The following is a 23736-nucleotide window of genomic DNA, read 5'->3' on the forward strand; positions in this document are numbered from 1 at the left end:
GGACAGGTCAACACCGCCTGCGCGTGTGCCGGTCGATGGCGGCCACGGCGGGCAGGTGGTGGAGTGGTGCCATGAGCACCGCGACACCCCCGCCCCCGCCTTCCTCCGACGCCGCCCTGCGGGACCGCGCCGTCGCGGCAGCCGTCGCCCAGGGGCTGGTGAGCACGGCCGATCCCGTCGCGGGGCTCCTGGACGTCACCGGCATCCGCCGGTCCGCCGCCGAACTGCGCGCCGCGTTCGAGGAGTTCACCGCGGACGGCACGCCGGTCCTGCACGCCTTCGCCGTCAAGGCCGCCTCGCTCGTCCCCGTACTGCGCCTGCTCGCGCGGGAGGGGCTGGGCTGCGAGGTGGCCAGTCCCGGCGAACTGGCGCTGGCCCGCGCGGCCGGTGTGCCGCCGGCCCGTACCGTGCTGGACTCGCCCGCCAAGACCCACGCCGAGCTGCGCGAGGCACTCGCCCTCGGCATCGCCGTCAACGCCGACAGCTTCGGTGAACTGGACCGCCTGGACGCCCTGACCGCTTCCGCGCCGACCGCCTCACCGCTGGGCCTGCGCGTCAACCCGCAGCTCGGCGGCGGCAGCATCGACGCGATGAGCACCGCCACCGGCACGTCGAAGTTCGGCGTGGCGCTGCGCGACGAGGACGCCCGCGAACGTGTCGTACGGGCCTTCCTGGACCGGCCGTGGCTGACCCGCCTGCACGCCCACGTCGGGTCCCAGGGCATGCCGCTGGAGTTGATGGCGGAAGGGGTGCGGGTCCTGTACGAGCTGGCCGAGGAGATCAACGAGAGGGCCGCGCGGGCCCGGGTCACCACGCTGGACATCGGTGGCGGCCTGCCGGTGAACTTCGCGTCCGACGCGGTGGCGCCGACGTACCGCGACCACGCCCGGCTGCTGCACCGCACCGTGCCGGGGCTCTTCGACGGCCGGTACGGCCTGGTGACCGAGTTCGGCCGCTCGCTGCTCGCCAAGCACGGCCTGGTCCTGGCCCGTGTCGAGTACGCCAAGTCGGCCGGCGGGCGGCGCATCGCGGTCACCCACGCGGGGGCGCAGATCGCCACCCGTACGGTCTTCGCGCCGGACGCCTGGCCGGTACGGGTGGCCGCGTACGACGCTCAGGGGCGCCCCAAGACCGGCGATCCGGTCGCCCAGGACGTCGCCGGGCCCTGCTGCTTCGCGGGCGACCTGGTCGCCCGGAACCGGCCGCTGCCGCCCCTGGAGCCGGGCGACCACGTCGCCCTCCTGGACACCGGCGCGTACTACTTCTCCACCCACTTCGCGTACAACTCGCTCCCCCGGCCCGGGGTGTACGGGTACGCGCCGGGGCCGGACGGCGCCCCGCGCTGGGCGACCGTACGGGCCGCGCAGCGGATGGCCGAACTGGTCGCGGAGAGCGGCGGCGCCCACGCGGACGCGCTCACCCAGCTCTAAAGATCTCCTGGAGCGGGCATCCCGGGCTCATGCAGACCCCCTCCACGGACTCCCCGGGACCGGCCGACCCGAGCGGCCCGAGCGCTTCCGACACCCCCCTGCGCCGCGCCATCGGTCCCAAACTGCTGGTCCTGCTGGTGGTCGGGGACATCCTCGGCACCGGCGTGTACGCCGTCACCGGCAAGGTCGCGGGCAAGGTCGGCGGCGCCCTGTGGCTGCCCTTCGTGATCGGCTTCGGGATCGCCGCGCTGACCGCCGCCTCGTACGTGGAGCTGGTCGGCAAGTACCCGAAGGCGGCGGGGGCCGCGCTCTACACCCAGAAGGCGTTCCGGGTGCCGTTCCTGACGTTCCTCGTCGCCTTCATGGTGATGTGCTCGGGCCTGTCCTCGGCGAGCGCCGCGGCCCGCGCCTTCAGCGGCGACTACCTGCGCGCCTTCGCCGACCTGCCGCCGACCCTGGTGGCGGTGGTGTTCGTCCTGGCGCTGGCCGCGCTGAACCTGCGCGGTGTGGCGGAGTCGGTGAAGACGAACGTGGTGCTGACCCTGGTCGAGGTGTCCGGCCTGCTGGTCATCATCGGGCTGGGGGTGTACGCGGTCTGGACGGGCGGCGGGGAGCCGGCGCGGCTGGCCGAGCTGGACACCGGCGGCACCGGCTTCGCGGTGCTGACCGGCGTGCTGGGCGCCACCGGGCTCGCCTTCTTCGCCTTCGTCGGCTTCGAGGACTCGGTGAACATGGCGGAGGAGACCGCGCACCCCGGCCGCAGCTTCCCCCGCGCGATCTTCCTCGGGGTGGGGATCACCGGCACCGTCTACATCCTGGTGGCCCTGGTCTCGTCGCTGCTCGTCGACCACCGGCGGCTCCAGGAGTCGTCGGCGCCGCTGCTGGAGGTGGTGCACGCGGGCGGCGCGACGTTCCCGCCGACGGTGTTCGCGCTGATGGCGCTGTGCGCGGTCACCAACTCCGCGCTGATCAACCTGATGATGGCCTCCCGGCTGTGCTACGGCATGGCCAACGAGCGCATCCTGCCGCGCGCCGTGGCCCGCGTCCTGCCGGGCCGCCGCACGCCCGTCGTCGGCATCGCCCTGACCACGGTGCTGGCCCTGGGCCTGGTCCTCACCGGCGAGATCGAGGGGCTCGGCGACACGACGGCCTTCCTGCTGCTGTGCGTCTTCGCGGTCGTCAACGTGGCGGTGCTGGTGCTGCGCCGCGACCGGGTGCCGCACCACCACTTCCGTACGCCCACCGTCCTGCCGGTGCTCGGCGCCGCCGGGGCCCTCGCGCTGGCCGGTCCGCTCGCCGACCGGCCGCTGGAGGTGTACGTACGGGCCGCCGTGCTGGTGGTGATCGGCATCGCCCTGTGGGGCGTGAACCAGCTCGTCCTGCGCGTGCGGGGGGAGTGAATCCCCAGCCGTCGGACGGCCCCAGGACCAGCCGGCGCAGCCGTCAGACCTTTGCGGCCTTCCGCCCGGCCGCCTTCGGCCGGGCCGCCCTCGCCCCGCCCGGACGCGCGTCCTTGGCCGCCACGCCCGTCGTCAGATGGCCGCGGACGTCCCGCCCGGCGGGCCCGCCGCGTACGGCCGCCTCCGTACGGACCCACAACAGCGCGTCGTGGTCCCGCTCCCAGCGGCCCAGCCACAGCGCCTTGGCCCACAGCCCGAGCCCCGCCCCGGCCAGCAGCATCCCGCCCGCCGCGGGCAGCGCGAACGACGAGCCGGCCGCCGCCAGGAAGGCAAGCAGCAGCCACCAGCGGTGGGCCCGCCGCCAGACCCGCAGCGTCACGGCACGGTCCTGGAGGATCGCCGTCTTGCCGGCCCGGGACGCCGCCTTCGCCAGGTGCGCGTACCGCTTGCGGCGCACCGCGAAGACCACGTATGCCGCGACGACGAACAGCGCCGCCCCGGCGTAGACCCCGATCCGCCGCCCGGTCAGTCCGGGCACCAGCACGCCCGCCCCCGCGGCCAGCACACCCGGCCACCACAGCCACCCGGCCGGCGCCCGTACCAGCACCGCCACCCGCGCCAGCGCAACAGCCCCGCGACCCACGACAACCTCCTCGCTCCACGATCCGGCTACGGATCCCCGTCACGGCGGCGGATGGTAGCCAGCCCGTCTGAGAATTCCGTGAGGCCGAAGGGGGTGCCGGAGCTGCGCCGGCGGCTCACTCCACGAACAGCCCCCGCTCGGCGGCCTTCGCGTCGAACTCCTCCAGTCGCGCCTGCGCGTCCGGCAGCGCGTCGCACATCGCCTCCAGCAGCACCCGGCCGAGCAGCATCGGCGCGCAGGCCGTGTCGAAGGCGAGGCCGGTGCCGACCGCGGCGGGCAGCAGCAGGTCGGTGTGGCGGGCGACCGGCGCGAAGGCGCTGTCCGCGACCGTCACGACGGTCAGACCGGCGGCGCGCGCGTACTCCAGGGCGTCCACCACCTCGCGCGGGTGGCGCGGCAGCGCGAAGCACAGCAGGGTGCCCGCGCCCGCCTTCACCGCCGCGTCGATGCGGTCGGTGAGCATCGTGCCGCCCTCGTCGAGCAGCCGGACGTCCGGGTGCACCTTGCGCGCGAAGTACGCGAAACCGGCGGCCTGCGCGGTCGCCGCCCGCAGGCCGAGGACCGGCAGGGGCCGGGAGGCCGCGAAGAGCCGGCCCGCCCGGACCACCGGGCCCGGGTCGGCCAGCACCGCCGCGAGGTGCCGCAGGTTGTCGATCTCGGCCTGTACGGCCTGCTGGTACTCGTTGTACGTCCCGGTGCCGCGCGCCGCCGCGGCGGGCGCGACCTCGCGCAGGTGTTTGCGCAGCGCCGGGTAGCCGTCGAAGCCGAGGGCGACCGCGAAGCGGGTCACCGAGGGCTGGCTGACCCCGGCCAGTTCGGCCAGTTCGACGCTGGAGAGGAAGGGCGCGTCGGCGGCCCGGCGCACCATGCAGTGCGCGATGCGCCGCTGGGTCGGGGTGAGGCGGTGCCCTTCGAAGAGCTTCTGCAGGCGCGCCGCCGCGCCGGTGTCCGCTCCGGGACCGGACTCCGGCGTCCCCCGCAGGCCCTCTTCCGCTTCCGCCGCCGTACCGCCACGGTCCTCGCCGCCGTCCCCGTTCATCGCTGCCTCCCGGCCGTGTTCGCGGCCGTGCTGCCGGCCTTCGTGTCGTTCCTGGTCGTGCGGGGCGGCGCTGTACCGCGCGGGTCCCGTCCCGCCGCCCGACTGTACGTAATCGGGGCGCGTTCCCCGTTCCATTGCCCGCCGCCGTCCCCGCCGCTGTCCCGGCCGCCGTCCCCGTTGCCCGTTCCGCCGCCTTCTCCGGCCCTTCCGCCCCGGCTCACAGCGCGGCCAGCCCGTCCAACAGCCCCTCCGCCACCGCCACGTCCTCCGTCAGCGGCCGGTCCGCCATCCGCGCGTCCAGCGCCCCGGCGGCCAGGGAGAAGGCGCGGGCCGCCGGCACGTCCGGCTCGGGCTCCAGCGACCGCATCCGCAACGCCCGTACGGCCGCGACGAGTTCGCAGGCGAGCACCCGCCGGTACGTGACGCAGGCGCGCAGCGTCTGGCGGGCGCCGAGCGACGCGAAGCTGGCCTGCTCCTCGACGCCGCGGGAGAGGACCGCGTGCCCGAGGGACGCGGGCTGCGAGGCGGCCCGCAGCTCGCCGAGGGCGGCCCCGGCCGCGTATTCGAGGATCATCACGCCGGAGCTGGCCGGCGCCTGGTCGCCGAGGAACGGCCGCAGCCGGGTGAGGTCCGGCTCGGAGAGCGCGGCGAGGCGGGCGGCGGACAGCAGCGCGGTCTGGAGCACGGCGAGCCGGAAGCCGTCGAGCGCGAGGACCGGGTGGGCGGCGTAGAAGTTGCCGTGGTGGTAGGCCGCCTGGTCCGCCACGCTGATGAGCGGATTCTCGGCCGCGGCGTTCACCTCGACGGCCAGGACCCGGTCGAGGGCGTCGGCGGCCTCCAGCGCGGGGCCGTGGATCTGCGGGATGCAGCGGAAGCCGTACGGGTCCTGAATGCGGCCCAGCGGCGGCGCGGGCCGGGCGGGGGCACCGGTCAGTTCCCGCATCCGGGCGGCGACGGCGGCCGATCCGGGGTGCGGGCGGGCCTGTACGACCGGCGCGGCGAACGGCTCGTGGGAGCCGCCGACCGCGAGCAGGGAGAGCGCGGCGACCGGCAGCGCGGCGGCCAGCAGGCGGCGCAGTCCGTCCAGGGCGAGTGCGGCCTGGCCGAGGGTGAGTGCGTTGCTGCTGATGAAGGCGAGCGCGTCGTTGCCGTCCAGGGCGAGAGGGGCGGGGGCCGGGCCGCCGCCCGGCGTCACCCAGGGGTGCTCACCGGCGAGCGCCAGCCCGGTCTGCGCGAGCGCGGCCAGGTCTCCGGTGCCGACCGCCCCGTACTCGTTGACGACCGGGTACGCGCCGGTCTCCAGCGCCCGGACCAGCGCGGTGATCACCGCGGGGCGCAGTCCCGCGCCGCCCGCCAGCAACTGGTTGGCGCGTACGGCGAGCATGGCGCGCACCTCACGGGCGGGCAACGGGTCGCCGATCGCCCCGGCGTGGCTGCGCAGCAGACGCAGACCGTGCCCGTCGTCGGCGACGGCCACGTCCTCGGTGCGGTTGGCGCCGACGCCGGTACTGCGGCCGTAGACCCGGCCGGTGGCGGCGAGGCGGCGGGCGGTCGTCCAGGACGCCTCGGCGCAGGCGAGGTCTTCGGCGCGCAGGGCGGCGGGCCGGGCCGTACCGTCCGCGAGCGCGGCGATCCCGGCCACGCCGAGACCGCGCCCTTCGAGGGCGACCGTGGGCACGGCCCCGGCGGAACGCGCCGCGGCAGGCGTACGGCCGGGCCGTCCGCCCTGGTCCAGAGTCCGGGACGGCATGGTGCGCGGCTCCCTTCCCCGACAGCCCTTATTCACTCACTGATGACTCTGCATGACGATATACAGTCGGGCAAGACCGCGGGGACGCGGAGCCCGCGCCACGGGGGTCCGAGGCGCCACGGGCCCCGGAGAGTCGCCGGTGTCCCGGGGAGTCGTCGGTGTCCCTGGGAGTCATCGGTGTCGCGGAGAGTCGTCGGTGTCGCGGAGAGTCGTCGGCGTCCCGGGCGCCCTCAGACTCGTACCGCCGACCCCCGCTCGCTCAGCCGCGGCGCGCACAGCATCCGCTTGCGCCGGACGCGCCGCCCCTCGATGGCCGCGACGGCCAGCCGCGCCGCCTCCTCGGCGATGCCGGCGAGTCCCCAGTCCAGTGTCGTCAGGGGCGGGGTGAGCACCCGGGAGACGGGGTGGTCGTCGAAGCCGACCACCGAGACGTTCCGGCCGACGGCCAGCGACGCCTCGGCCGCCGCCGCGTAGACCCCGTACGCGATCGAGTCGGAGAAGCAGAACACCGCCGTCGGCGTCGCCCCGCCCGGTCCGCCGCCGCCCAGCACACGCCGCGCGACCGCCGTCGCCTCGCCCAGTTCCTGGGCGCACGGCAGGACTTCGGCGGTGATGCCGAGGCGTCCGGCCGCTTCCCGTACGTACACGTCGGCGGGCCGGTCGGGGGTGGACGGGCCGGTCGGCGTCAGGACGGTGACCCGCCGGTGCCCCAGCCCCACCAGGTACTCCAGTACGGCGTCGATCCCGGCGCGGTTGTCGAACAGCACCTCGCCCGCCGTACGGGCGCGGCGCAGCGAGTCCCCGATGGAGACCACCGGCACCGCCTCGGCGATCTGCGCCCAGCCCGCCGCCGAGGGGTCGACCGGCGACACCAGCAGGCCGTCCACGCGCTGGTCGCGGAGCTGTTTGGCCAGGGCGAGTTCGCGCTGCGGGTCGCCGCCCGCGTCAAGGATCAGGGCGTAGCGGTCGCCCGCGAGCAGTTCCCGCCCTATCGCCGCCATCAGTTGCTGCTGCCACAGGTCCTGGAGGTCGCCGGCCAGCACGCCGACCATGCTCGTCCGGCCGCTGGCCAGGGCGCGGGCGATGGGGTCCGCCTCGTAGCCGAGTTCGGCGGCGGCCTTGCGCACCCGTTCCTCGGTCTCCTTGGAGACGTGCGTACCGCGCAGGGCGTAGGAGACGGCGGCGGTGGAGAGCCCGGTGGCCTCGGCCACCTCGCGGAGAGTGGTGCGCTTACGGGGCCTGGCCATGCCGGAAGCCTACCCAAGGCATCGGTGCGTCCCGCGTGTTGCTCCGTCCGTCCGCCGCCGGGTGCGCGTGGGCGCCCCCGCCGTTCCCTTGACAGCCGTTTCGGTTAATCGCTTCACTGAATCGCATCACTGAAGCGGTTGACCTCCTCCCCCCACCGGAGGAAGCCCGTGTCTTCCGACGTCCACCAGCATCTGTGGCCACCGCAGTTCACCGACCTGCTGCGCACCCGCCGCGTCCCGCCCCGCCTGGACGGCTGGACGCTGCACCTGCCCGGCGAACCCCCGTACGCCGTCGATCTCGCCGACCACGACCTCACCGCCCGGACGGAGCTGGCCCGCGCCGACGGGCTCGACCGGGCCCTGATCTGCCTCTCCAGCCCGCTCGGCGTCGAATTCCTGCCGCCTGCCGAGGCCGTACCGCTGCTCGACGCCTTCCACGAGGGCGCGCTCGCGCTGCCCGCGCCCTTCGGCGTCTGGGCCGCGCCCTGCCTGTCCGCCGGGACTCCCGACCCCGCCTCCGTCGTGCGTCTGCTGCGCAGCGGCTGCGTCGGGCTGCAACTCCCCGCCACCGCCCTGCCCGACGCCGCTGGGTGGATGCGCTGCGCGCCTCTTCTCGATGCCGCGGAAGACCTGGGAAAACCTCTGTTCATCCACCCCGGGCCCGCTCCCCCGGCCCCGCCGGGAAGCCCTCCGTGGTGGCCCGCCCTGGTCCCGTACCTCCAGCAACTGCACGCCGCCTGGTTCGCCTTCCGTGCCTTCGGCCGTCCCCGCCACCCGCGCCTGCGCGTCTGCTTCGCCGCCCTCGCGGGCCTCGCTCCGCTGCACGGCGAACGCCTCGTCGCGCGGGGCGGCCGGGACCGCGGGCGCGTCGACCCCGGCGTCTTCTACGACACCTCCTCCTACGGCACGCACGCCGTGGACGCGGTCGTCCGCGCCGTCGGCATCGACGCCGTGGTGCACGCCAGCGACCGCCCGTACGCCCTGCCGGACGTGCCCGGCCTCGGCACCACCGCCGTGCACGCCCTGCGCACCGCCAACCCCGCCCGCCTCCTCGGCCCGGCGTAAGGAGCCCGCACATGTCCTCCGAGGTCCCCGCGGCACCCCCGCACGACGCCCCCGCACTCTTCGCCGCCCTCCCCGCCCGCACCCTCGGCAAGCGCGAACTGCGCACCCTCGTCGACCGGCTGGCCGGGGCGCCCGGCCTCTGGCGCGGCGAGGTCGCCTTCTCCGACGCCGAGCGGCACTACGCCTCCCTGCACCGGGACAGCTATGTCGACATCTGGCTGCTGTGCTGGACCCGGCAGAACGACACCGGCTGGCACGACCACGACCTCTCGTCCGGCGCGGTCCGGGTCGTCCAGGGCGTACTGACCGAGACCAACCCGCGCATCGGCGGCACGCACCTGGCCACCCCCGTCCGGGCCGGTGCCTCCTTCTGCTTCGGCCCGGACCACATCCACCGCCTCACCGGCGCCACCGACGACGCGGTGTCCCTGCACGCGTACTCGCCGCCGCTGTGGCGTCTGGGGCAGTACGCCATCACCGAGGACGGGCTGATGCGCCGTCTCTCCGTCTCGTACGCGGACGAGTTGCGTCCCTTGGAGCCCACGGCCTCCCCCGGCAGCTTTTCCGGCCCGGGGTATTGATTTTTCCATTCACCCGCATCGATCCTGCATGAGCTCATACAGCCGATGCGCGGAAGAGAGCAGCCGATGGCGGCAGTGGTGGAACAGCGCTCGATCGACGTCGTCCCGGACGACGAACGCCACGGCACGCCGGTCAGCCAGTTCACCCTGTGGCTCGGTGCCAATCTCCAGATCACCGCCGTCGTCACGGGCGCCCTGGCCGTCGTGTTCGGCGCCAACGCCTTCTGGTCCCTGATCGGCCTGCTGCTCGGCAACCTCCTCGGCGGCGCGGTCATGGCGCTGCACTCCGCCCAGGGGCCGCGCCTCGGCCTGCCGCAGATGATCACCTCCCGGGCCCAGTTCGGGGTGCGCGGCGCGGTGGTGCCGCTGGCCCTGGTCATCGTGATGTACGTCGGCTTCTTCGCCAGCGGCACGGTGCTGGCCGGGCAGGCGGTCGGCGCGCTGACGCACCTGGGCGACACCCCGGGCATCGTCGTCTTCGCCGTGCTCACCGCCGTCGCCGCCGCGGTCGGCTACCGGCTCGTCCACATCCTGGGCCGCGTCGCCAGCGCCGTCTGCGCGCTGGCCTTCCTCTACCTCGGCGCGCGCCTGCTGGAGCGGGCCGACCTGGCCGTGCTCCTGCACGACCGGTCCTTCTCCTTCCCGCTCTTCCTCCTCGCCGTCTCGCTGTCCGCCTCCTGGCAGCTGGCCTTCGGCCCGTACGTCGCCGACTACTCCCGCTACCTCCCCCGGCACACCTCCACCCGCGCCACCTTCTGGTGGACGCTGTCCGGCTCGGTCCTCGGCTCGCAGTGGTCGATGACTTTCGGCGCACTGGCCGCCGCCGCGGCCCCCGCCGCCTTCGTCGGCCACGAGGTCTCCTACGTCGTCTCCCTGGGCGGCACCGGTCTGATCGCCTCGGCGCTGTACTTCGTCATCGCCCTCGGCAAGCTGACCATCAACGTCCTGAACACCTACGGCGGTTTCATGTCGCTGGTCACCGGCGTCAGCGGCTTCCGCACGCCGGGGCCGCCCGGCGCCGGCGGCAAGGGGAGCGCCCTCACGCCACGCGGCCGGGCCGCCTACATCGCCGGCATCATGCTGGCCGGCACCGCCGTCGCCCTGCTCGGCAAGGACTCCTTCCTCACCTCGTTCAAGGACTTCCTGCTGTTCCTGCTGACCTTCTTCACCCCCTGGTCGGCGATCAACCTGGTGGACTACTACCTGATCTCCAAGGAGCGTTACGACATCCCGGCGCTCAGCGACCCGGCGGGCCGCTACGGCGCCTGGAACGGCCGGGCGCTGGCGGTGTACGCGGCCGGGGTGCTGGCCCAGTTCCCCTTCCTGGCGACCCACTTCTGCACCGGCCCGCTGGTGTCCCCGCTCGGCGGCGCCGACATCTCCTGGCTCGTCGGCCTGGCCGTACCCGCCGCCCTGTACTGGGCCGTCACCCGCAACGACACCGGCCGCGTCCCGCCCGCCGCCCCGGGAGAACCGGGCTCCACCCCCACGAATACGGGGGAAAGCCCTACCGCGCGGCCCGCCTCCCGTCCGTAATCTCGGCAGCATGGCTACCCATGACCCGGAGTTGCGCAAGGAACTCGACGCGACCCTGCAGACCCGCAAGGAGCTGGGGCCGGAGTACGAGTCGGAGTTGGTCGAGCGCTTCCTGGAGAAGCTCGACACGTCGGTCGACCAGCGGGTGCGCCGGCAGTTCGCCGAGCAGCAGATGCAGGTCGCGCGCGGCGCCACACCGTCCCGCCCGCAGTGCGCGCCGGGCAGCGGCTACGGCGAGCGCTTCGGCTTCGCCACCGTCTCCCTGGTCCTGGCGATACCGCTGTCCGCGATCGGCGCGGCCCATGCGGACCTGATCGGGATGCTGGTCAGCTGGGCCGGGATCGTCGGCGTCAATGTGCTGCACACCTCCGGCCTCTTCGGGTGGGCGCCCGGGAAGCGCAAGCGGGAGGCGGACGGGTGGGACTGAGCCGGCCGGCGCGGGGGCCCGCCCGCGGGGCGGTGCGGGGGCCGGTGCGCGGGGACCGCCGCCCCCGGCCGGGGCCGGGGGCGGGACGACGGCGGTCCCCGCGGGGGACGCGGACCGGGTCAGGGCCGGCCGTCGCGTCCAGGCGATCTGCGGAAGGTCCGGGAGCCGCTCCGGAAGTCCGTATCGCCACCGTCACCACTGTGCCGGGCCAGTGTTAAGCCCGTGCTGCGGGCACGTGACGCATACGTACATCTAGCGGTGTCCGCCCGTTTCCTGACGGTCGCTTGACGCCGGCTGTCCTCGGCGCCGCGCATCGCCCGTCCCGTGCGTCCCGCGCTACGCCTGCTTGGCCTCCCGTGCCAGGAAGGCGAGCAGGTCCTGCCGGCTCACCACGCCCGTCGGCTTGCCCTCGACGAGCACGATCGCCGCGTCCGCCTTCTCCAGGACCGCCATCAGGTCGCCGACCGGCTCGCCCGAGCCGACCTGCGGCAGCGGCGGGCACAGGTGCTTCTCCAGCGGGTCGGCGAGCGACGCGCGCTGTGCGAACAGCGCGTCCAGCAGCTCCCGCTCCACGACCGAGCCGACGACCTCCGCCGCCATCACGTCGGGGTGCCCGGCGCCCGGCTTGACGATCGGCATCTGCGAGACGCCGTACTCGCGCAGCACCTCGATGGCCTCGCCGACCGTCTCCTCCGGGTGCATGTGGACCAGCGAGGGCAGTGCGCCCTCCTTGTGCCGCAGCACGTCGCCGACGCGCGCCGCGGTACCGGCGTCCTCCAGGAAGCCGTAGTCCGCCATCCACTCGTCGTTGAAGATCTTGCTGAGGTAGCCGCGGCCGCTGTCCGGCAGCAGGACGACCACCACGTCGTCCTCACCGAGCCGCTCGGCGACCTCCAGGCCCGCCACGACCGCCATGCCGCAGGAGCCGCCGACCAGCAGGCCCTCCTCCTTGGCCAGGCGCCGGGTCATCTGGAAGGCGTCCTTGTCCGAGACCGGCACGATCTCGTCGGCGACCGTACGGTCGTAGGCGCTCGGCCAGAAGTCCTCACCGACGCCCTCGATCAGGTACGGACGGCCGGAGCCGCCGCTGTAGACCGAGCCCTCCGGGTCGGCGCCGACGACCTTCACCCGGCCCTCGCTGGCCTCCTTCAGGTAGCGGCCGGTGCCGCTGATGGTGCCGCCGGTGCCGACGCCCGCGACGAAATGAGTGATCTTTCCCTCGGTCTGTTCCCACAGCTCGGGACCGGTCGTCTCGTAGTGCGAACGCGGGTTGTTCGGGTTGCTGTACTGGTCGGGCTTCCAGGCGCCCGGCGTCTCACGGACCAGCCGGTCCGAGACGTTGTAGTACGAGTCCGGGTGCTCCGGGTCCACCGCCGTCGGGCAGACCACGACCTCGGCGCCGTACGCCCGCAGCACGTTGATCTTGTCGGTGGACACCTTGTCCGGGCAGACGAAGATGCACTTGTAGCCCTTCTGCTGGGCCACGATCGCCAGGCCCACCCCGGTGTTTCCCGAGGTCGGCTCCACGATGGTGCCGCCCGGCTTCAGCTCACCGGACTTCTCGGCGGCCTCGATCATCCGTACGGCGATCCGGTCCTTCACGGAGCCGCCCGGGTTGAAGTACTCGACCTTCACCAGGACGGTCGCCCGGATCCCTCGGGTGACGTTCCTGAGCTTCACCAGCGGGGTGTTGCCGACGAGCTCGATCATGGATTCGTAAAACTGCACGGTGGTCTCCGCTGTCGGGGGCGCGCTGTCCTGCGCCCATCCGACCAGCCTATTGCCCGCCCCTCATGGAGTCGCCGCGCGTTGCACGGCCCGCCCGACGGGGCACCACCTTGGTACGGCGCTCCGCACCGCCGCCGCCACGACGTCCCGCCCCACGCCCCGCGACCCGCCCTGCCGCCGACTCCGCCGCCGCTCCGATCCCGTCCGCCCGTCACTCCACACGCCACTCCACATTCCGCACCACGTTCCGCACCCTTTCGAAACCACATTTCGCACGCACTGCACGGGGAGGTGCCCGGCCTATGCCGATGACGATGTCCAGGGCGAGGGTGGCACGGCGGATCGCCACCGCCGCCGCGGTGGGCGGCGGTGGGATCGGTCTGCTCGGCGTGGCCGGTGTCGGCCTGCTGCTGACCGAGGTCCGCCTCGCCCGCCGTACGGTCGGCGGCTCCAGCGCCCAGCCGCCCCGCGCGGACGGCCGCTACGGCTCCGCCTTCGCCCACCGCACCGACCGGCCGCCGCTGCGCCTGGGCTTCCTCGGCGACTCCACGGCCGCCGGACAGGGCGTCCACCGCCCCCGGCAGACTCCGGGCGCACTGCTCGCCTCCGGCCTCGCCGCCGTCGCGGAACTGCCGGTCGACCTGCACAACGTGGCGCTGCCCGGCGCCCAGTCCGACGACCTCGACCGGCAGGTCACGCTCGTCCTGGCGGCGCCGGGGCCCGCGCCCGACGTCGCCGTCATCATGATCGGCGCCAACGACGTCACGCACCGGATGCCGCCGGCCCGCTCGGTGCGCCTGCTGTCCGACGCGGTCCGCCGGCTGCGCGAGGCGGGCTGCGCCGTGGTCGTCGGCACCTGCCCCGACCTGGGCACCATCGAGCCGGTCTACCAGCCGCTGCGCTGGGTCGCGCGCCGCCTGTCCCGGCAACTGGCCGCCGCGCAGACCATCGGCGTGGTGGCGCACGGCGCCCGTACGGTCTCGCTCGGCGACCTGCTGGGCCCCGAGTTCGAGGCGCACCCCCGCGAACTGTTCGGCCCCGACAACTACCACCCGTCCGCCGAGGGGTACGCCACCGCCGCGATGGCCGTACTGCCCACCCTCTGCGCCGCACTCGGCCTGTGGCCCGAAGAGGAGCACCCCGAGCCGCACCGCCGCGAGGGCATCCTCCCGGTCGCCGAGGCCGCCGCGCAGGCCGCGGACGAGGGCGGCACCGAAGTCACCGCCACCCGCGCCCCGTGGGCCCTGCTCAAACACCGCAGGCGGCGGCAGATCCCGACACCGGAGCCGACGGAAGCCACAGAGGAGACCACCCCGTCCCGGGGCACCCCCCAGCATTGACCCGCGGAGCCCGAGACCGAGCGAACCGAAAACGGCCCACCCAGCACGGGGGCCGCCCCGCCCAGCACCAGAATCAGCCCGTCCGGCGCTTGAGGCCAAGCCAAGCGAAACCCGCCCACCCAGCACCCGGGCCAGCCCGTCCGGCGCTTGAGGACGAGCGAAGCGAATATCAAGCCCGTCCGGCGCTTGAGGACGCCCGCCGCAGGCGCACCGCACCCGCAGACGCACACGCGGCGCACCACCCCACCAAACACCAGCCGAGCGCAGCGATAAGCACCCGCTTAGAAAAGAGTCCCGCATCACAAGCGCTACCGCGTGACCTCCGCCCTACGGCCGGGTAACTTCCCCCACAGCCCTGCCCGTCCTTCCTCTGGAGCCGTCATGCCCGAAGCCGTGATCGTTTCCGCTGCCCGCACCCCGATCGGCCGCGCCTTCAAGGGCTCCCTGAAGGACGTACGGCCGGACGACCTGACCGCCGGAATCATTCAGGCCGCCCTCGCCAAGGTCCCCGCCCTGGACCCGACGGACATCGACGACCTGATGCTCGGCTGCGGCCTGCCCGGCGGCGAGCAGGGGCACAACCTGGGCCGGATCGTCGCCGTGCAGATGGGCATGGACCACCTGCCCGGCTGTACGGTCACCCGCTACTGCTCGTCCTCCCTCCAGACGACCCGGATGGCGCTGCACGCCATCAAGGCGGGCGAGGGCGACGTCTTCGTCTCGGCCGGTGTCGAGACCGTCTCGCGCTCCGTGAAGGGCACCTCGGACGGGATGCCGGAGACCCACAACCCGCTGTTCGCGGACGCCGAGGCGCGCACCGCCGCCCGGGCCGAGCAGGAGGGCGCCGACTGGCACGACCCGCGCGCGGACGGCCTGCTGCCCGACCCGTACATCGCGATGGGGCAGACCGCGGAGAACCTGGCCCGCGCCAAGGGCGTCACCCGCCAGGACATGGACGAGTTCGGCGTACGGTCCCAGAACCTCGCCGAAGAGGCGATCAAGAACGGCTTCTGGGAGCGCGAGATCACCCCGGTGACCACGCCGGACGGCACGGTCGTCAGCAAGGACGACGGCCCCCGCGCGGGCGTCACCCTCGAAGGCGTGCAGGGCCTCAAGCCGGTCTTCCGCCCCGACGGCCTGGTGACGGCCGGCAACTGCTGCCCGCTCAACGACGGCGCCGCGGCCCTCGTGATCATGTCCGACACCAAGGCCCGCGAGCTGGGCCTGACGCCGCTCGCCCGGATCGTCTCGACCGGCGTCAGCGGCCTGTCGCCGGAGATCATGGGCCTCGGCCCGGTCGAGGCGTCCCGGCAGGCCCTGCGCCGCGCGGGCCTGGGGATCTCCGACATCGACCTGGTGGAGATCAACGAGGCGTTCGCCGCCCAGGTGATCCCCTCGTACCGGGACCTCGGCATCGACCTGGACCGGCTGAACGTCAACGGCGGCGCGATCGCCGTGGGCCACCCCTTCGGGATGACCGGCGCCCGCATCACCACCACCCTGATCAACTCCCTCCAGTGGCACGACAAGCAGTTCGGCCTGGAGACGATGTGCGTGGGCGGCGGCCAGGGCATGGCCATGGTCATCGAGCGCCTGAGCTGACCCCGGCCGGGCGGGCGCCGTCCGCGGCGGACGGTGCCCGCCCCGCGGCTACGGCTGGTGCCCGCCCGCCGGTCATGGACGGCCCGCCGCCGCGCGGACGCGGCACGCTCCCGCGACCGTCCGTGACCGCCGGTGTCCGTCCCCCCCATCGGCGCCACACCCGCACCCTGCGTCCCAACTGACGTACGCAGAGCGACCGTCGGTGAGCTGGGTCACCGGTTGACAAGATCGCGATCAAATCACCCCCAGGATTGTGACCAAACCCCTCACGAGGCCGCGTCACCGCAGGTCAGAGCGGCGTCACCCGAACGTACGAGGACCGAATCCCCACCCGGTCGAGGACCTGCGGCACTGGGCCCGGTCGCCGACGGGCGGCAGCCTGATGTAGGAAGTCGGGGGACATTCTGCTAATGGGAGTACGTCAGTGAGCGCCATCACTCTTGCCCTGCTGCTGGCCGCGGCGGTCGCCGTGACCCTGGGAGCGGCCGCCCTGTACACCGCCCACGCGCTGCGCCGCCAGGTCGCCGGGCTGCGCGCCGAGCTCCTGGCCGCGTACGCGGAGGCCCGCGCCGAGGCGCGCGCGCAGACCGCCGCCGCGAGCATCCCAGCCGCCCGCACCACCCCGGACGCGGGGCACGCGCTCGCCGACATACGGGCCGCCGTCGCCGACGCGCTGGCCGAGGAGCGGGAGCGCGAACTCGCCGAGGCCCGCGCCTTCTGGGCCGCCCAGGAGGCCAGGGACGCCGCCGACGCCCCGTCCCTGATGGGCCCGCTGGACGGCGGCACCGACCACTTCGACCCGCACGAGCGCCTCGACGACGTGTACTTCCTGCCCCGGCAGGCGGACCTCGCCGGGCTGGAGCCGCTGCTCGGTCCGGACGCGCCGCACGCCGACGGGGCGGGCGCCCTGGAGCCGGTGGAGGCGCTGGAGAGCGAGGCCGCCGAGGAGGCGGAGGCCGCCGAGCTGGCCGCCGCGCGCCGGCGCCACCCCTCGCACCCGGACTTCACCCCGGCCCCCGCCGTCGGGGACCACGAGCGCACCGTCGGCCGTCTGGAGGAGCTGGCCCGCGACCGCACCCCGCTCGCGGACGTCCGCCCCGGCCCGCTCGGCACCCTGGACGTCTACGTCTTCACCGACGGCACCACGATCTGCATGACGCCCGGTCACCGCGAGACCGCCGAGCGCGTCGCCGCGGCCCTGCGCGCGGGCAGCTCCCCCGTCCTGCTGGGCGGCTCCGGCATCTCCGGCGCCTACGCCCTGACCTTCTCCTGGGGCCCCGCCGCCACCGACAGCGTCTACATCCTCGCGGACCGCGTCATCGCGTCCCTCTGAAAGCCGCTCGCCGGACGATCCGGCCGGAAGCAGCCGTCCCCCGGGGGGCTCAGCAGCGCGCCGCGGCCCCCCGCACCAGCTCCACCGCCGCCGCCAGCGCGCGCTCGTCGCCGGCCGCGCGTACCGCCTCCACCAAATCGTGCCCGGCCACCGCCACTTGGTCGCCGACCGCGAACATCCCGGCGTCCGGCAGCTCCCGCGGCTCCCGCCCCGGCTCCTCGACGCGCTGCGCCCGTACCGCCAACTCGCGGGCCACGGCGAGCGCTTCCGCTGCCGCACCGCGCGCCAGGGCGCTCTGCGGCAGCGCCCGCAGGCGGTCGGCGAGGGCTTCCACGGCAGTCTGCAAAGGCGTCACGTCAAGCACAGGCCGAGCTTATGCGCCACTCCCGGGTGGTTGCCAACACCCCAACGGTCAGGCACGGTGGGCTGAAGGACCAGCATCGAACGCGTCCGGAGGCGCCGATGTCTCAACTCTTCTCCGAAGAGACCCACCGGAACCTGCTCTCCCGCATCCCCCACTGCACCGGCCGCGAAGTCTCCGACTGGCTTCGCACGGTAGATGAAGGCCCCGCTCTCTTCCGCTTCGAGGAGAAGGTCAGCTGGCTCCGGGGCGAGCACGATCTCGCCTACGGGCACGCCAAGGCAATCGTCCACGAGTACGACCTCAGGCGCGCCGCGCGCAAGCTTTAGCCGTGTCCGCCGGAAGACAGGCGAAGGGCCCGTGGGAAAACCCACGGGCCCTTCGTCATGTCACCGGGTCACCGCGGCGGGCGTCGCCCGTCGCGGTGGCGGACCTCAGTCCCGGAGGATCGAGATCAGCCGCAGCAGCTCCATGTAGATCCACGCCAGCGTCACGGTCAGGCCGAACGCGGCCAGCCAGGACTCCTCGCGCGGAGCGCCGTAGGCGATGCCGTCCTCGACCTGCTTGAAGTCCATCGCCAGGCACAGCGCGCCGAGCACCACGCCGACGACACCGAAGAGGATGCCCAGGCCACCGCTGCGGAAGCCGAGGCCGTCACCGCCGCCGAAGGCCATGAACAGCACGTTGACGAACGACAGCAGCACGAAGCCGAGCAGCGCGATCATCAGGTAGCGCGTGAAGCGGGCGGTGACCCGCACGATGCGGGTCTTGTAGGCGACGAGCATCGCGACGAAGACCGCCATGGTGCCCATCACGGCCTGCATGGGCGCGCCGGCCAGCTTCGGCACGTCGTTGATCGCGCCGCTGAGCGCGCCGAGGAACAGGCCCTCGAACGCGGCATAGGTCAGGATCAGGGCCGGCGAGGGCTTGCGCTTGAAGGACTGGACGAACGCCAGCACCATCGCGATCAGCCCGGCGCCGACGGCGAAGCCGAGGCTCTTGGTCAGGAAGATCCAGCCGACGGCCGCACCGGCGATCACGGTGCCGAGCGTCATGCCGGTACGCAGCACGACGTCGTCCATCGTCATCCGACGGGTCTGCGGCGCGTACTGCGGCGTCTGGGTGCCCGGCGCGGCATCCTGGGCGTACGGGTTGCCGCCCTGGGCGTACGGGTTGGTCCCGGCGTAAGGGTTCGCTGCGGCCCCGGCCTGCGGCGGCGCGTCGAAGCCCGCGTAGCCGTTGTTGTCGCGGCTGAACCCCCGTCGCGAGAAGACCGGGTTGCTGCTCCTCATCTCACTCCTCCATGGCCGCCGTGCGCGGCCTTCCCACAAGGGTAATGGCTTGGCAAAAGCGCGTTCTAGTTCTTGAGCAGGATCTTCACCGCAACTTCGGGTGATCAATCCCGCCCGGGGACGATTCCCCCGGTGGATCACGTCCGTAGGACGTATGGGAGGCCGAGAAGGTGCCCGGACGCCGTTGAGGGACCGTACGCGGGCGGCGTGCGGTCCCTCAACGGGTTTCGGCGGCCGGTGACGGCCGCCGGACGGGTCACTGGTTGTTGACGCCGTTCTGGGAGAGGATCGGCAGCTTGTCGATGAGGTGCGACAGCGCCTGGTCCTGCTGGGACTCGGTCGAGTTCTCGACACACTGCTGGTGCTGGTCCGAGGACAGGATGTCCTGGACACCGACGTTGACCAGGGCCACGATGTTCTGCACGTTCGTGACCGGGATGCCGATGCACAGCTTGTTCAGCGAGTCACCGATGAGCGTGGCGTCCGGGCTCATGTCGCCCTCGGTGCCGCCGTTGCCGAATGCCTGCGCCGAGTGGTTGCCGTTCGCCGTTCCGGTGTTGCGGCCGTCGCCCACCGCCATGGCCTGCGGAGCGGCCGCCGCGGAGATACCGACCAGAGACGCAGCAACCGCCACGCTCGCCATCATCTTGTTCATCTCGAAACCCCTTCAGGAAATGAACTCCCATGACGAAGGGAGCCCTGTAAGAAACAACCCGGCACAGCCCGGAAAGTTGCGCATCATCACCCGAACAGATCGACATTCCAGCTCCCTGCCCGAAATCCCACTCTTCCGTGTGGGCTTTCGGCAGCACGTTCCGGGGACGATTCTCCCGGCCCCGCCGAACAGTGAAAGGACAAGACTTACCGCATGGTCGCCCCCGTGGACGCGATGCGCGTGAAAGAAGAAATCGTCGCAGCGGTGCGCCGCGGCGACGACGCCGGCGTCGACACCCTGCTCGGTCGCTTCGCGCGGGTCGCCGATCTGGAAGCGCTGATGAGTCTGCGCAGAGCGCTGCTGGAACGGCCGGACGAGACCGGCTGACACCGGTCTTTTCATCGGCGCCGGTTCCCGGCCGCCGGGAACCGGCTGTACGGAAAAGGGTCCGCGCTGCCGGGCGGCGGCATCGCGGACCCTCGTTCCGGTCACCCGGCGACGGCACCCGTCACTGGTTGTTGGTGCCGTTGACGGAGAGGACCGGCAGCTTGTCGATGAGGTGCGACAGCGGCCCGTCGCCCTGGACCTGGGTCGAGTTCTCGACGCACTGCTGCTTCTGGTCCGAGGACAGCAGGTCCTGCACACCGACGTTGACCAGGCCCACGACGTTCTGCACGTTGTCGATGGGCACCGCGATGCAGGGCTTGTTGAAGGAGCCCTGGATGAGCGCGAACTGCGGGCTCATGTTCCCCATCGTGGAGAAGTTGCCGTACGTCTGGGCCGCGCCGTTTCCGTTGACCGTGGTGACCTTGCGGTGGTCTCCGACGGCCGATGCTTCTGGGGCGGTGGCGGCCGCGATACCGACAATGGAAGCGGCCGTGGCCACTGTTGCCAGCGCCTTGTTGATCATATGTGATCCTTCGCGTTTCGGGATGCTCTTTACCCGGGGCAGTTTGCACAACTCGGTGTGACGAGCTTGGTTGTGCTCCATCACTCAAATGATTTCGCGTACAACTGAGCGGCACAGTCGTACAGCGGGCCGGGCCTTACTTCCTGGCCGGCTTGGCCACCTCGACGCCCCTGAGCCCCGGCGTCTTCTGCGTGACATCCCCGACGGTGTTCAGCAGCTTCTTGGTGGCGGGGGAACTCTGTAGATCACCGGAGGCGTTCTCGACGGTCCGGACCACCGGATCGAGCTGCCGGCCGTCCAACTGCTTGTTCTTCAGCGCGTCCGCAAGGCCACCGTTCAGACTGAAACTCGGCACCTGCCCCGGTGCACCGGCGAAAACGGGGGACGCCGCTCCCAGAGCCATGACGGAACCGGCCAGAAACGCGGCCGTCTTCGCGTACTTCACTTTCCGCTGTCCTTTCCTGAGCGGTGTTGGCGGACGCCGCGGCGGAAATCGCCGCGCGGCCTCCCCGGCTCTCTCCGGACCACCGCTTTTTCGGTGTTCAACGATGTCGGACCGAAAGAGAAACCCATCCGTTTCACCACTTCCCGGCCCCCTCCGACGCGAAGGGCCCCGGCACGCTTGGCTGGCGCGCCGGGGCCTTTCGCTCCATCCACTGCTACCCGTTCGACGCGGTGCGTCAGTCGTTGACGCAGGTGTTGCCGAACGCCGGGTTCAGCAGACCGATGATGTCGATCGAGTTCCCACAGAGGTTGACCGGGATGTGGATCGGGATCTGGAGAACGTTGCCGGAGAGGACGCCGGGGGAGTTCTGGGCGGCGCCCGAGGTACCCGCGTCGGCGAACGCCGGAGTGGCGGCTCCAGCCGCCATGAGCGTTCCAGCAGCGACTGCGGCAACCTTCGCGTACTTCACTTTCAGCCCTTTCCGCAGCGGAGTCTGAAACGGTCACGTCCTTCGTGCCGCACGGGCGCCCTCTAGTTCGCCCGTAACACCGCTACCAATATGTCTAACGATTCGTCCGCGCCGACGAAACTCCTGCGAAGTCGATTTTCACGAGGAATCGCCCGAATGGTTCAGCGCGGCCCGGATAGAAGAGTGGGGTAATGCAGGGCCTGCTCGCGCTTTTGTGAAGCGCAAAGGCCCGAGCCGTTCAGGAGGAGAGAACCGACGCCCCGGGCCTTTTACGGCAGACCGGCTCAGCTGTTGTTGACGCCGTTCTCGGACAGCAGCGGGAGCTTGTCGATGATGTGCGACAGCGGCTGGTCGCCCTGCGCCTCGGTCGAGTTCTCGACACACTGCTGGTTCTGGTCCGAGGACAGGATGTCCTGCACGCCGACATTGACCAGGGCCACGATGTTCTGCACGTTCGTGATCGGGATGCCGATGCAGGGCTTGTTGAGCGTGCCTTCGATCAGGCTGAGCTGCGGCGACATGTCGCCCTCGGTGTTGGAGTTGCCGAAGGCCTGCCCCGCGCCGTTACCGTTGGCTGTCGACGTGCCACGACCGTCACCGACCGCCATGGCCTGCGGAGCCGCCATGGCCGAGACGCCGACGATGGACGCAGCTACGGCCGTCGTGGCCAGGAACTTCTTGATCACGATTCACCCTTCTCGAAGCGGAGTGCCCGTTTCCGGAGCGTCCTGGACAACTCGCGTCCGCCAGTTCAGTTTCGCCGGTTCACCCGAATGCCACGAAACCGTAGACACATATCACCGCGCTACCGTCCGCCCGGGAGCGCACGCCCCGAGCAAAAGTCCCGAACTTCGGGCCCCCCGCGCCAAAATCGCGAAAATGAGCGAAACCGCCATCGGCTCCGCCCACCGTGCCATTCCCCGTCCCGACTGCCATAATCCCGCCACACAGAGAAAGGCCCCGCGACACGCGGGGCCTTTCCTGGTCTCAGCGGGTGGGCAGGCTCGGGAGCCGCCCGTCCCGCGGAAGCCGGCTCACTGCTCGACGTTGCCGATCGCCAGGCCGACCTTGGTCACGTTCTTCTTGTACTTGAACTTGTACGTGTCGTTGTCGTTGTACGTGTACGCCTTGTTGTCGTTGTACTCGTTGTGCTCCTTGTGCACCCGGTCACAGTGGAACTTGCCGTACTTGGCACCGCAGTTGTTGCCGGCGCTGAGGCGCGGCGCGTCGTCCCACGACGCGGCGGAGGCCAGGCCCGAGAGCGGGACGACGGCAAGGGCGGCGATGGCGAACGAGCCCGCGGTACGACCGATGAACTTGCGCATGCTTTCTCTCCTCGTGCGCAGAAATGTGACACGGGATGTCTACCGCGGCCGTATCCGATCGAACACGCGCTGCCATGTGATATATCTGTTCGGGTCCGAAGTGCGACCATTTGCAGCACCAGCGTTTCCCCCGTGGAAATGCTTGCGCTATCCACGGCGGGACGCATTCGCGCGGTGCGCCGAATGCGGGACCGGCCCGCGGGGCCCGGCGCCCGCCGGCGGCCCCGCGCGGCGGGCACGCCCCGTGCCGACGCCGGGGAACGGAGCGCCGCCCGGCACACTGGACGGAAACGGGGACACGCCCCGGGAGTCCGGCCGGGTCCGGGCGTACACGTGGAGGAGCGATGGCTCAAGGAAGGCGGCACCTGACGATCACCACGGTCGTCGACGCCGAGGAGTGCGCGGTCCTCCGGGTGGCCGGAGAACTGGACGTGCACGCGGAGCGGCAGTTCCTGGACGAGTCGGGGGCCGTGATCGCGGCCGGGCACCGGTTCCTGGTGCTGGACCTGACCGCGCTGCGGTTCTGCGACTCCCGCGGCCTGAACTGCCTCCTCGCCCTGGAGTGGCTGTGCCGGCGCATGAACGGCCGCCTGCTGCTCGCCTCCCTGGGCGTCCGCGTCCTGCACGTCCTCCTGGTCACCCGTGCCGTGGACGCCCTGGCATGCTTCCCGACCGTCGGCCACGCCCTGGCCGCCGTCCCCGAGGAGATCCGCCCGTCCTGGCCGCCGGGCGGAGCGGTGATCAACGACGGTGACGGCGGTGACGGCCGTAACGACACTGATGGAAGTGACGGCAGGGACGGCGACGGCGTCAAGAGCAGCGACCCGGACGCGTACCGGCCCGCCGACCGGGAGCGACCGCAGCAGGACAGCCGGGGCCGGTCCGCCCCGTAAGCGTCCGGGCGGCTCCCACGGGCCTCACCGGCCCCACGAGTCGTCGGCGTGCCGAGCCGGGCAGAACGCCGGACCGGTGATCAAGTACTGTGCCCGGAGCCGGACTTGAACCGGCACGGCCCGAAGGCCAGCGAGGTTTAAGCTCGCCGTGTCTGCATTCCACCATCCGGGCCTGGGACCCCCCAATGCCACCTCGAAGGGGGCAGCACGAGCCTAGCCCGCAGTGCCGTCCGAACAGGGGCCCGTCTTCCCGAGGTTGTCTTAT

The 23736-nt window shown here is 72.3% G+C and carries 25 protein-coding genes and 1 tRNA gene; 12 read left to right on the forward strand and 14 right to left on the reverse strand.

Going from position 1 to position 23736, the window contains the following annotated elements:
- Positions 1-71: 71 nt before the first annotated feature.
- Positions 72-1430 (forward strand): type III PLP-dependent enzyme domain-containing protein, encoded by a 1359-nt coding sequence (locus ACZ4QV_RS08700; RefSeq protein ID WP_361880495.1) that lies wholly within the window; start codon positions 72-74, stop codon positions 1428-1430.
- Positions 1431-1459: 29 nt separating this feature from the next.
- The gene (locus ACZ4QV_RS08705) at positions 1460-2830 is read left to right on the forward strand and encodes an APC family permease (protein ID WP_361149982.1); all 1371 of its coding nucleotides are present in this window, start codon (positions 1460-1462) and stop codon (positions 2828-2830) included.
- 43 nt (positions 2831-2873) lie between these two features.
- On the opposite strand, the gene ACZ4QV_RS08710 is transcribed toward ACZ4QV_RS08705, so the two are convergent.
- The 4 genes from ACZ4QV_RS08710 to ACZ4QV_RS08725 form a co-directional block, all read right to left on the reverse strand.
- Positions 2874-3473, reverse strand: a complete 600-nt coding sequence (locus ACZ4QV_RS08710; protein ID WP_361149979.1) for a hypothetical protein — start codon at positions 3471-3473, stop codon at positions 2874-2876.
- 115 nt (positions 3474-3588) lie between these two features.
- Entirely contained in the window at positions 3589-4512 is a 924-nt protein-coding gene (locus ACZ4QV_RS08715; protein WP_361616474.1) for a MurR/RpiR family transcriptional regulator, read from the reverse strand.
- Between the two features lie 217 nt (positions 4513-4729).
- Positions 4730-6262: an aromatic amino acid lyase gene (locus ACZ4QV_RS08720; RefSeq protein WP_361590851.1), complete on the reverse strand. Its 1533-nt coding sequence runs from the start codon at positions 6260-6262 to the stop codon at positions 4730-4732.
- A gap of 230 nt (positions 6263-6492) precedes the next feature.
- Complete coding sequence (locus tag ACZ4QV_RS08725; RefSeq protein ID WP_361149973.1) at positions 6493-7509, reverse strand: LacI family DNA-binding transcriptional regulator; 1017 nt, start codon at positions 7507-7509, stop codon at positions 6493-6495.
- A 168-nt stretch (positions 7510-7677) separates the two neighbouring features.
- Here ACZ4QV_RS08725 and ACZ4QV_RS08730 point away from each other — a divergent pair, with 168 nt between their 5' ends.
- The 4 genes from ACZ4QV_RS08730 to ACZ4QV_RS08745 all read left to right on the forward strand — a co-directional run bounded on the left by ACZ4QV_RS08730 (position 7678) and on the right by ACZ4QV_RS08745 (position 11118).
- Positions 7678-8574 carry an amidohydrolase family protein gene (locus ACZ4QV_RS08730; protein WP_361590849.1) on the forward strand — a complete coding sequence of 299 codons (897 nt, stop codon included), beginning with the start codon at positions 7678-7680 and terminating at the stop codon, positions 8572-8574.
- Positions 8575-8585: 11 nt separating this feature from the next.
- A complete protein-coding gene (locus ACZ4QV_RS08735) occupies positions 8586-9155 on the forward strand; it encodes a cysteine dioxygenase (RefSeq protein WP_361635865.1) in 570 nt (189 codons plus the stop codon).
- A gap of 66 nt (positions 9156-9221) precedes the next feature.
- Positions 9222-10691 (forward strand): purine-cytosine permease family protein, encoded by a 1470-nt coding sequence (locus tag ACZ4QV_RS08740; RefSeq protein ID WP_361590845.1) that lies wholly within the window; start codon positions 9222-9224, stop codon positions 10689-10691.
- A 10-nt stretch (positions 10692-10701) separates the two neighbouring features.
- Positions 10702-11118 carry a hypothetical protein gene (locus tag ACZ4QV_RS08745; RefSeq protein WP_361590843.1) on the forward strand — a complete coding sequence of 139 codons (417 nt, stop codon included), beginning with the start codon at positions 10702-10704 and terminating at the stop codon, positions 11116-11118.
- A gap of 336 nt (positions 11119-11454) precedes the next feature.
- Here ACZ4QV_RS08745 and ACZ4QV_RS08750 read toward each other — a convergent pair whose 3' ends face one another.
- On the reverse strand, positions 11455-12846 hold the full coding sequence (locus tag ACZ4QV_RS08750) for a cystathionine beta-synthase (RefSeq protein ID WP_361149960.1): 1392 nt from the start codon (positions 12844-12846) through the stop codon (positions 11455-11457).
- Positions 12847-13154: 308 nt separating this feature from the next.
- Between ACZ4QV_RS08750 and ACZ4QV_RS08755 the strand changes: the two genes are divergently transcribed.
- The 3 genes from ACZ4QV_RS08755 to ACZ4QV_RS08765 all read left to right on the forward strand — a co-directional run bounded on the left by ACZ4QV_RS08755 (position 13155) and on the right by ACZ4QV_RS08765 (position 17121).
- Positions 13155-14186 carry an SGNH/GDSL hydrolase family protein gene (locus ACZ4QV_RS08755; protein ID WP_361590906.1) on the forward strand — a complete coding sequence of 344 codons (1032 nt, stop codon included), beginning with the start codon at positions 13155-13157 and terminating at the stop codon, positions 14184-14186.
- Between the two features lie 381 nt (positions 14187-14567).
- Complete coding sequence (locus ACZ4QV_RS08760; protein WP_361149958.1) at positions 14568-15788, forward strand: acetyl-CoA C-acetyltransferase; 1221 nt, start codon at positions 14568-14570, stop codon at positions 15786-15788.
- A 424-nt stretch (positions 15789-16212) separates the two neighbouring features.
- Complete coding sequence (locus ACZ4QV_RS08765) at positions 16213-17121, forward strand: hypothetical protein (RefSeq protein WP_361149955.1); 909 nt, start codon at positions 16213-16215, stop codon at positions 17119-17121.
- 49 nt (positions 17122-17170) lie between these two features.
- Here ACZ4QV_RS08765 and ACZ4QV_RS08770 read toward each other — a convergent pair whose 3' ends face one another.
- Positions 17171-17485, reverse strand: a complete 315-nt coding sequence (locus ACZ4QV_RS08770) for a hypothetical protein (protein WP_361149953.1) — start codon at positions 17483-17485, stop codon at positions 17171-17173.
- 98 nt (positions 17486-17583) lie between these two features.
- Here ACZ4QV_RS08770 and ACZ4QV_RS08775 point away from each other — a divergent pair, with 98 nt between their 5' ends.
- Positions 17584-17811, forward strand: a complete 228-nt coding sequence (locus tag ACZ4QV_RS08775; protein ID WP_361149951.1) for a DUF4287 domain-containing protein — start codon at positions 17584-17586, stop codon at positions 17809-17811.
- A gap of 105 nt (positions 17812-17916) precedes the next feature.
- Here ACZ4QV_RS08775 and ACZ4QV_RS08780 read toward each other — a convergent pair whose 3' ends face one another.
- Both ACZ4QV_RS08780 and ACZ4QV_RS08785 read right to left on the reverse strand, forming a co-directional pair.
- Positions 17917-18774, reverse strand: coding sequence for a Bax inhibitor-1/YccA family protein (locus tag ACZ4QV_RS08780; protein ID WP_361149949.1), 858 nt, complete (start codon positions 18772-18774; stop codon positions 17917-17919).
- 256 nt (positions 18775-19030) lie between these two features.
- Positions 19031-19429 carry a rodlin gene (locus ACZ4QV_RS08785; protein ID WP_361149946.1) on the reverse strand — a complete coding sequence of 133 codons (399 nt, stop codon included), beginning with the start codon at positions 19427-19429 and terminating at the stop codon, positions 19031-19033.
- 213 nt (positions 19430-19642) lie between these two features.
- Between ACZ4QV_RS08785 and ACZ4QV_RS08790 the strand changes: the two genes are divergently transcribed.
- On the forward strand, positions 19643-19816 hold the full coding sequence (locus ACZ4QV_RS08790) for a hypothetical protein (protein ID WP_361635870.1): 174 nt from the start codon (positions 19643-19645) through the stop codon (positions 19814-19816).
- A gap of 121 nt (positions 19817-19937) precedes the next feature.
- On the opposite strand, the gene ACZ4QV_RS08795 is transcribed toward ACZ4QV_RS08790, so the two are convergent.
- The 5 genes from ACZ4QV_RS08795 to ACZ4QV_RS08815 all read right to left on the reverse strand — a co-directional run bounded on the left by ACZ4QV_RS08795 (position 19938) and on the right by ACZ4QV_RS08815 (position 22578).
- The gene (locus ACZ4QV_RS08795) at positions 19938-20339 is read right to left on the reverse strand and encodes a rodlin (RefSeq protein ID WP_030021627.1); all 402 of its coding nucleotides are present in this window, start codon (positions 20337-20339) and stop codon (positions 19938-19940) included.
- A gap of 136 nt (positions 20340-20475) precedes the next feature.
- Positions 20476-20784 (reverse strand): hypothetical protein, encoded by a 309-nt coding sequence (locus ACZ4QV_RS08800; RefSeq protein ID WP_361149941.1) that lies wholly within the window; start codon positions 20782-20784, stop codon positions 20476-20478.
- A gap of 235 nt (positions 20785-21019) precedes the next feature.
- The gene (locus ACZ4QV_RS08805) at positions 21020-21253 is read right to left on the reverse strand and encodes a chaplin (RefSeq protein WP_031009422.1); all 234 of its coding nucleotides are present in this window, start codon (positions 21251-21253) and stop codon (positions 21020-21022) included.
- Between the two features lie 284 nt (positions 21254-21537).
- Positions 21538-21939 (reverse strand): rodlin, encoded by a 402-nt coding sequence (locus tag ACZ4QV_RS08810; protein ID WP_361149938.1) that lies wholly within the window; start codon positions 21937-21939, stop codon positions 21538-21540.
- A gap of 348 nt (positions 21940-22287) precedes the next feature.
- Positions 22288-22578 (reverse strand): hypothetical protein, encoded by a 291-nt coding sequence (locus ACZ4QV_RS08815; protein ID WP_030021621.1) that lies wholly within the window; start codon positions 22576-22578, stop codon positions 22288-22290.
- Positions 22579-22922: 344 nt separating this feature from the next.
- Here ACZ4QV_RS08815 and ACZ4QV_RS08820 point away from each other — a divergent pair, with 344 nt between their 5' ends.
- Complete coding sequence (locus ACZ4QV_RS08820; RefSeq protein WP_361149935.1) at positions 22923-23471, forward strand: STAS domain-containing protein; 549 nt, start codon at positions 22923-22925, stop codon at positions 23469-23471.
- Positions 23472-23561: 90 nt separating this feature from the next.
- Here ACZ4QV_RS08820 and ACZ4QV_RS08825 read toward each other — a convergent pair.
- Positions 23562-23643 (reverse strand) — tRNA-Leu (locus tag ACZ4QV_RS08825).
- Positions 23644-23736 lie beyond the last annotated feature (93 nt).

It is taken from the genome of Streptomyces sp. NPDC026394 (assembly GCF_055567735.1).

What these genes read in the sequence shown, in the direction of transcription:
- ACZ4QV_RS08815 (WP_030021621.1), bottom strand. Translation starts at nt 22,578, where the DNA reads ATGCGCAAGTTCATCGGTCGTACCGCGGGCTCGTTCGCCATCGCCGCC.
- ACZ4QV_RS08795 (WP_030021627.1), bottom strand. Translation starts at nt 20,339, where the DNA reads ATGATCAACAAGGCGCTGGCAACAGTGGCCACGGCCGCTTCCATTGTC.
- ACZ4QV_RS08785 (WP_361149946.1), bottom strand. Translation starts at nt 19,429, where the DNA reads ATGAACAAGATGATGGCGAGCGTGGCGGTTGCTGCGTCTCTGGTCGGT.
- ACZ4QV_RS08780 (WP_361149949.1), bottom strand. Translation starts at nt 18,774, where the DNA reads ATGAGGAGCAGCAACCCGGTCTTCTCGCGACGGGGGTTCAGCCGCGAC.
- ACZ4QV_RS08720 (WP_361590851.1), bottom strand. Translation starts at nt 6,262, where the DNA reads ATGCCGTCCCGGACTCTGGACCAGGGCGGACGGCCCGGCCGTACGCCT.
- ACZ4QV_RS08760 (WP_361149958.1), top strand. Translation starts at nt 14,568, where the DNA reads ATGCCCGAAGCCGTGATCGTTTCCGCTGCCCGCACCCCGATCGGCCGC.
- ACZ4QV_RS08705 (WP_361149982.1), top strand. Translation starts at nt 1,460, where the DNA reads ATGCAGACCCCCTCCACGGACTCCCCGGGACCGGCCGACCCGAGCGGC.
- ACZ4QV_RS08740 (WP_361590845.1), top strand. Translation starts at nt 9,222, where the DNA reads ATGGCGGCAGTGGTGGAACAGCGCTCGATCGACGTCGTCCCGGACGAC.
- ACZ4QV_RS08820 (WP_361149935.1), top strand. Translation starts at nt 22,923, where the DNA reads ATGGCTCAAGGAAGGCGGCACCTGACGATCACCACGGTCGTCGACGCC.
- ACZ4QV_RS08790 (WP_361635870.1), top strand. Translation starts at nt 19,643, where the DNA reads ATGGTCGCCCCCGTGGACGCGATGCGCGTGAAAGAAGAAATCGTCGCA.
- ACZ4QV_RS08735 (WP_361635865.1), top strand. Translation starts at nt 8,586, where the DNA reads ATGTCCTCCGAGGTCCCCGCGGCACCCCCGCACGACGCCCCCGCACTC.
- ACZ4QV_RS08715 (WP_361616474.1), bottom strand. Translation starts at nt 4,512, where the DNA reads ATGAACGGGGACGGCGGCGAGGACCGTGGCGGTACGGCGGCGGAAGCG.
- ACZ4QV_RS08745 (WP_361590843.1), top strand. Translation starts at nt 10,702, where the DNA reads ATGGCTACCCATGACCCGGAGTTGCGCAAGGAACTCGACGCGACCCTG.
- ACZ4QV_RS08725 (WP_361149973.1), bottom strand. Translation starts at nt 7,509, where the DNA reads ATGGCCAGGCCCCGTAAGCGCACCACTCTCCGCGAGGTGGCCGAGGCC.
- ACZ4QV_RS08700 (WP_361880495.1), top strand. Translation starts at nt 72, where the DNA reads ATGAGCACCGCGACACCCCCGCCCCCGCCTTCCTCCGACGCCGCCCTG.
- ACZ4QV_RS08755 (WP_361590906.1), top strand. Translation starts at nt 13,155, where the DNA reads ATGACGATGTCCAGGGCGAGGGTGGCACGGCGGATCGCCACCGCCGCC.
- ACZ4QV_RS08775 (WP_361149951.1), top strand. Translation starts at nt 17,584, where the DNA reads ATGTCTCAACTCTTCTCCGAAGAGACCCACCGGAACCTGCTCTCCCGC.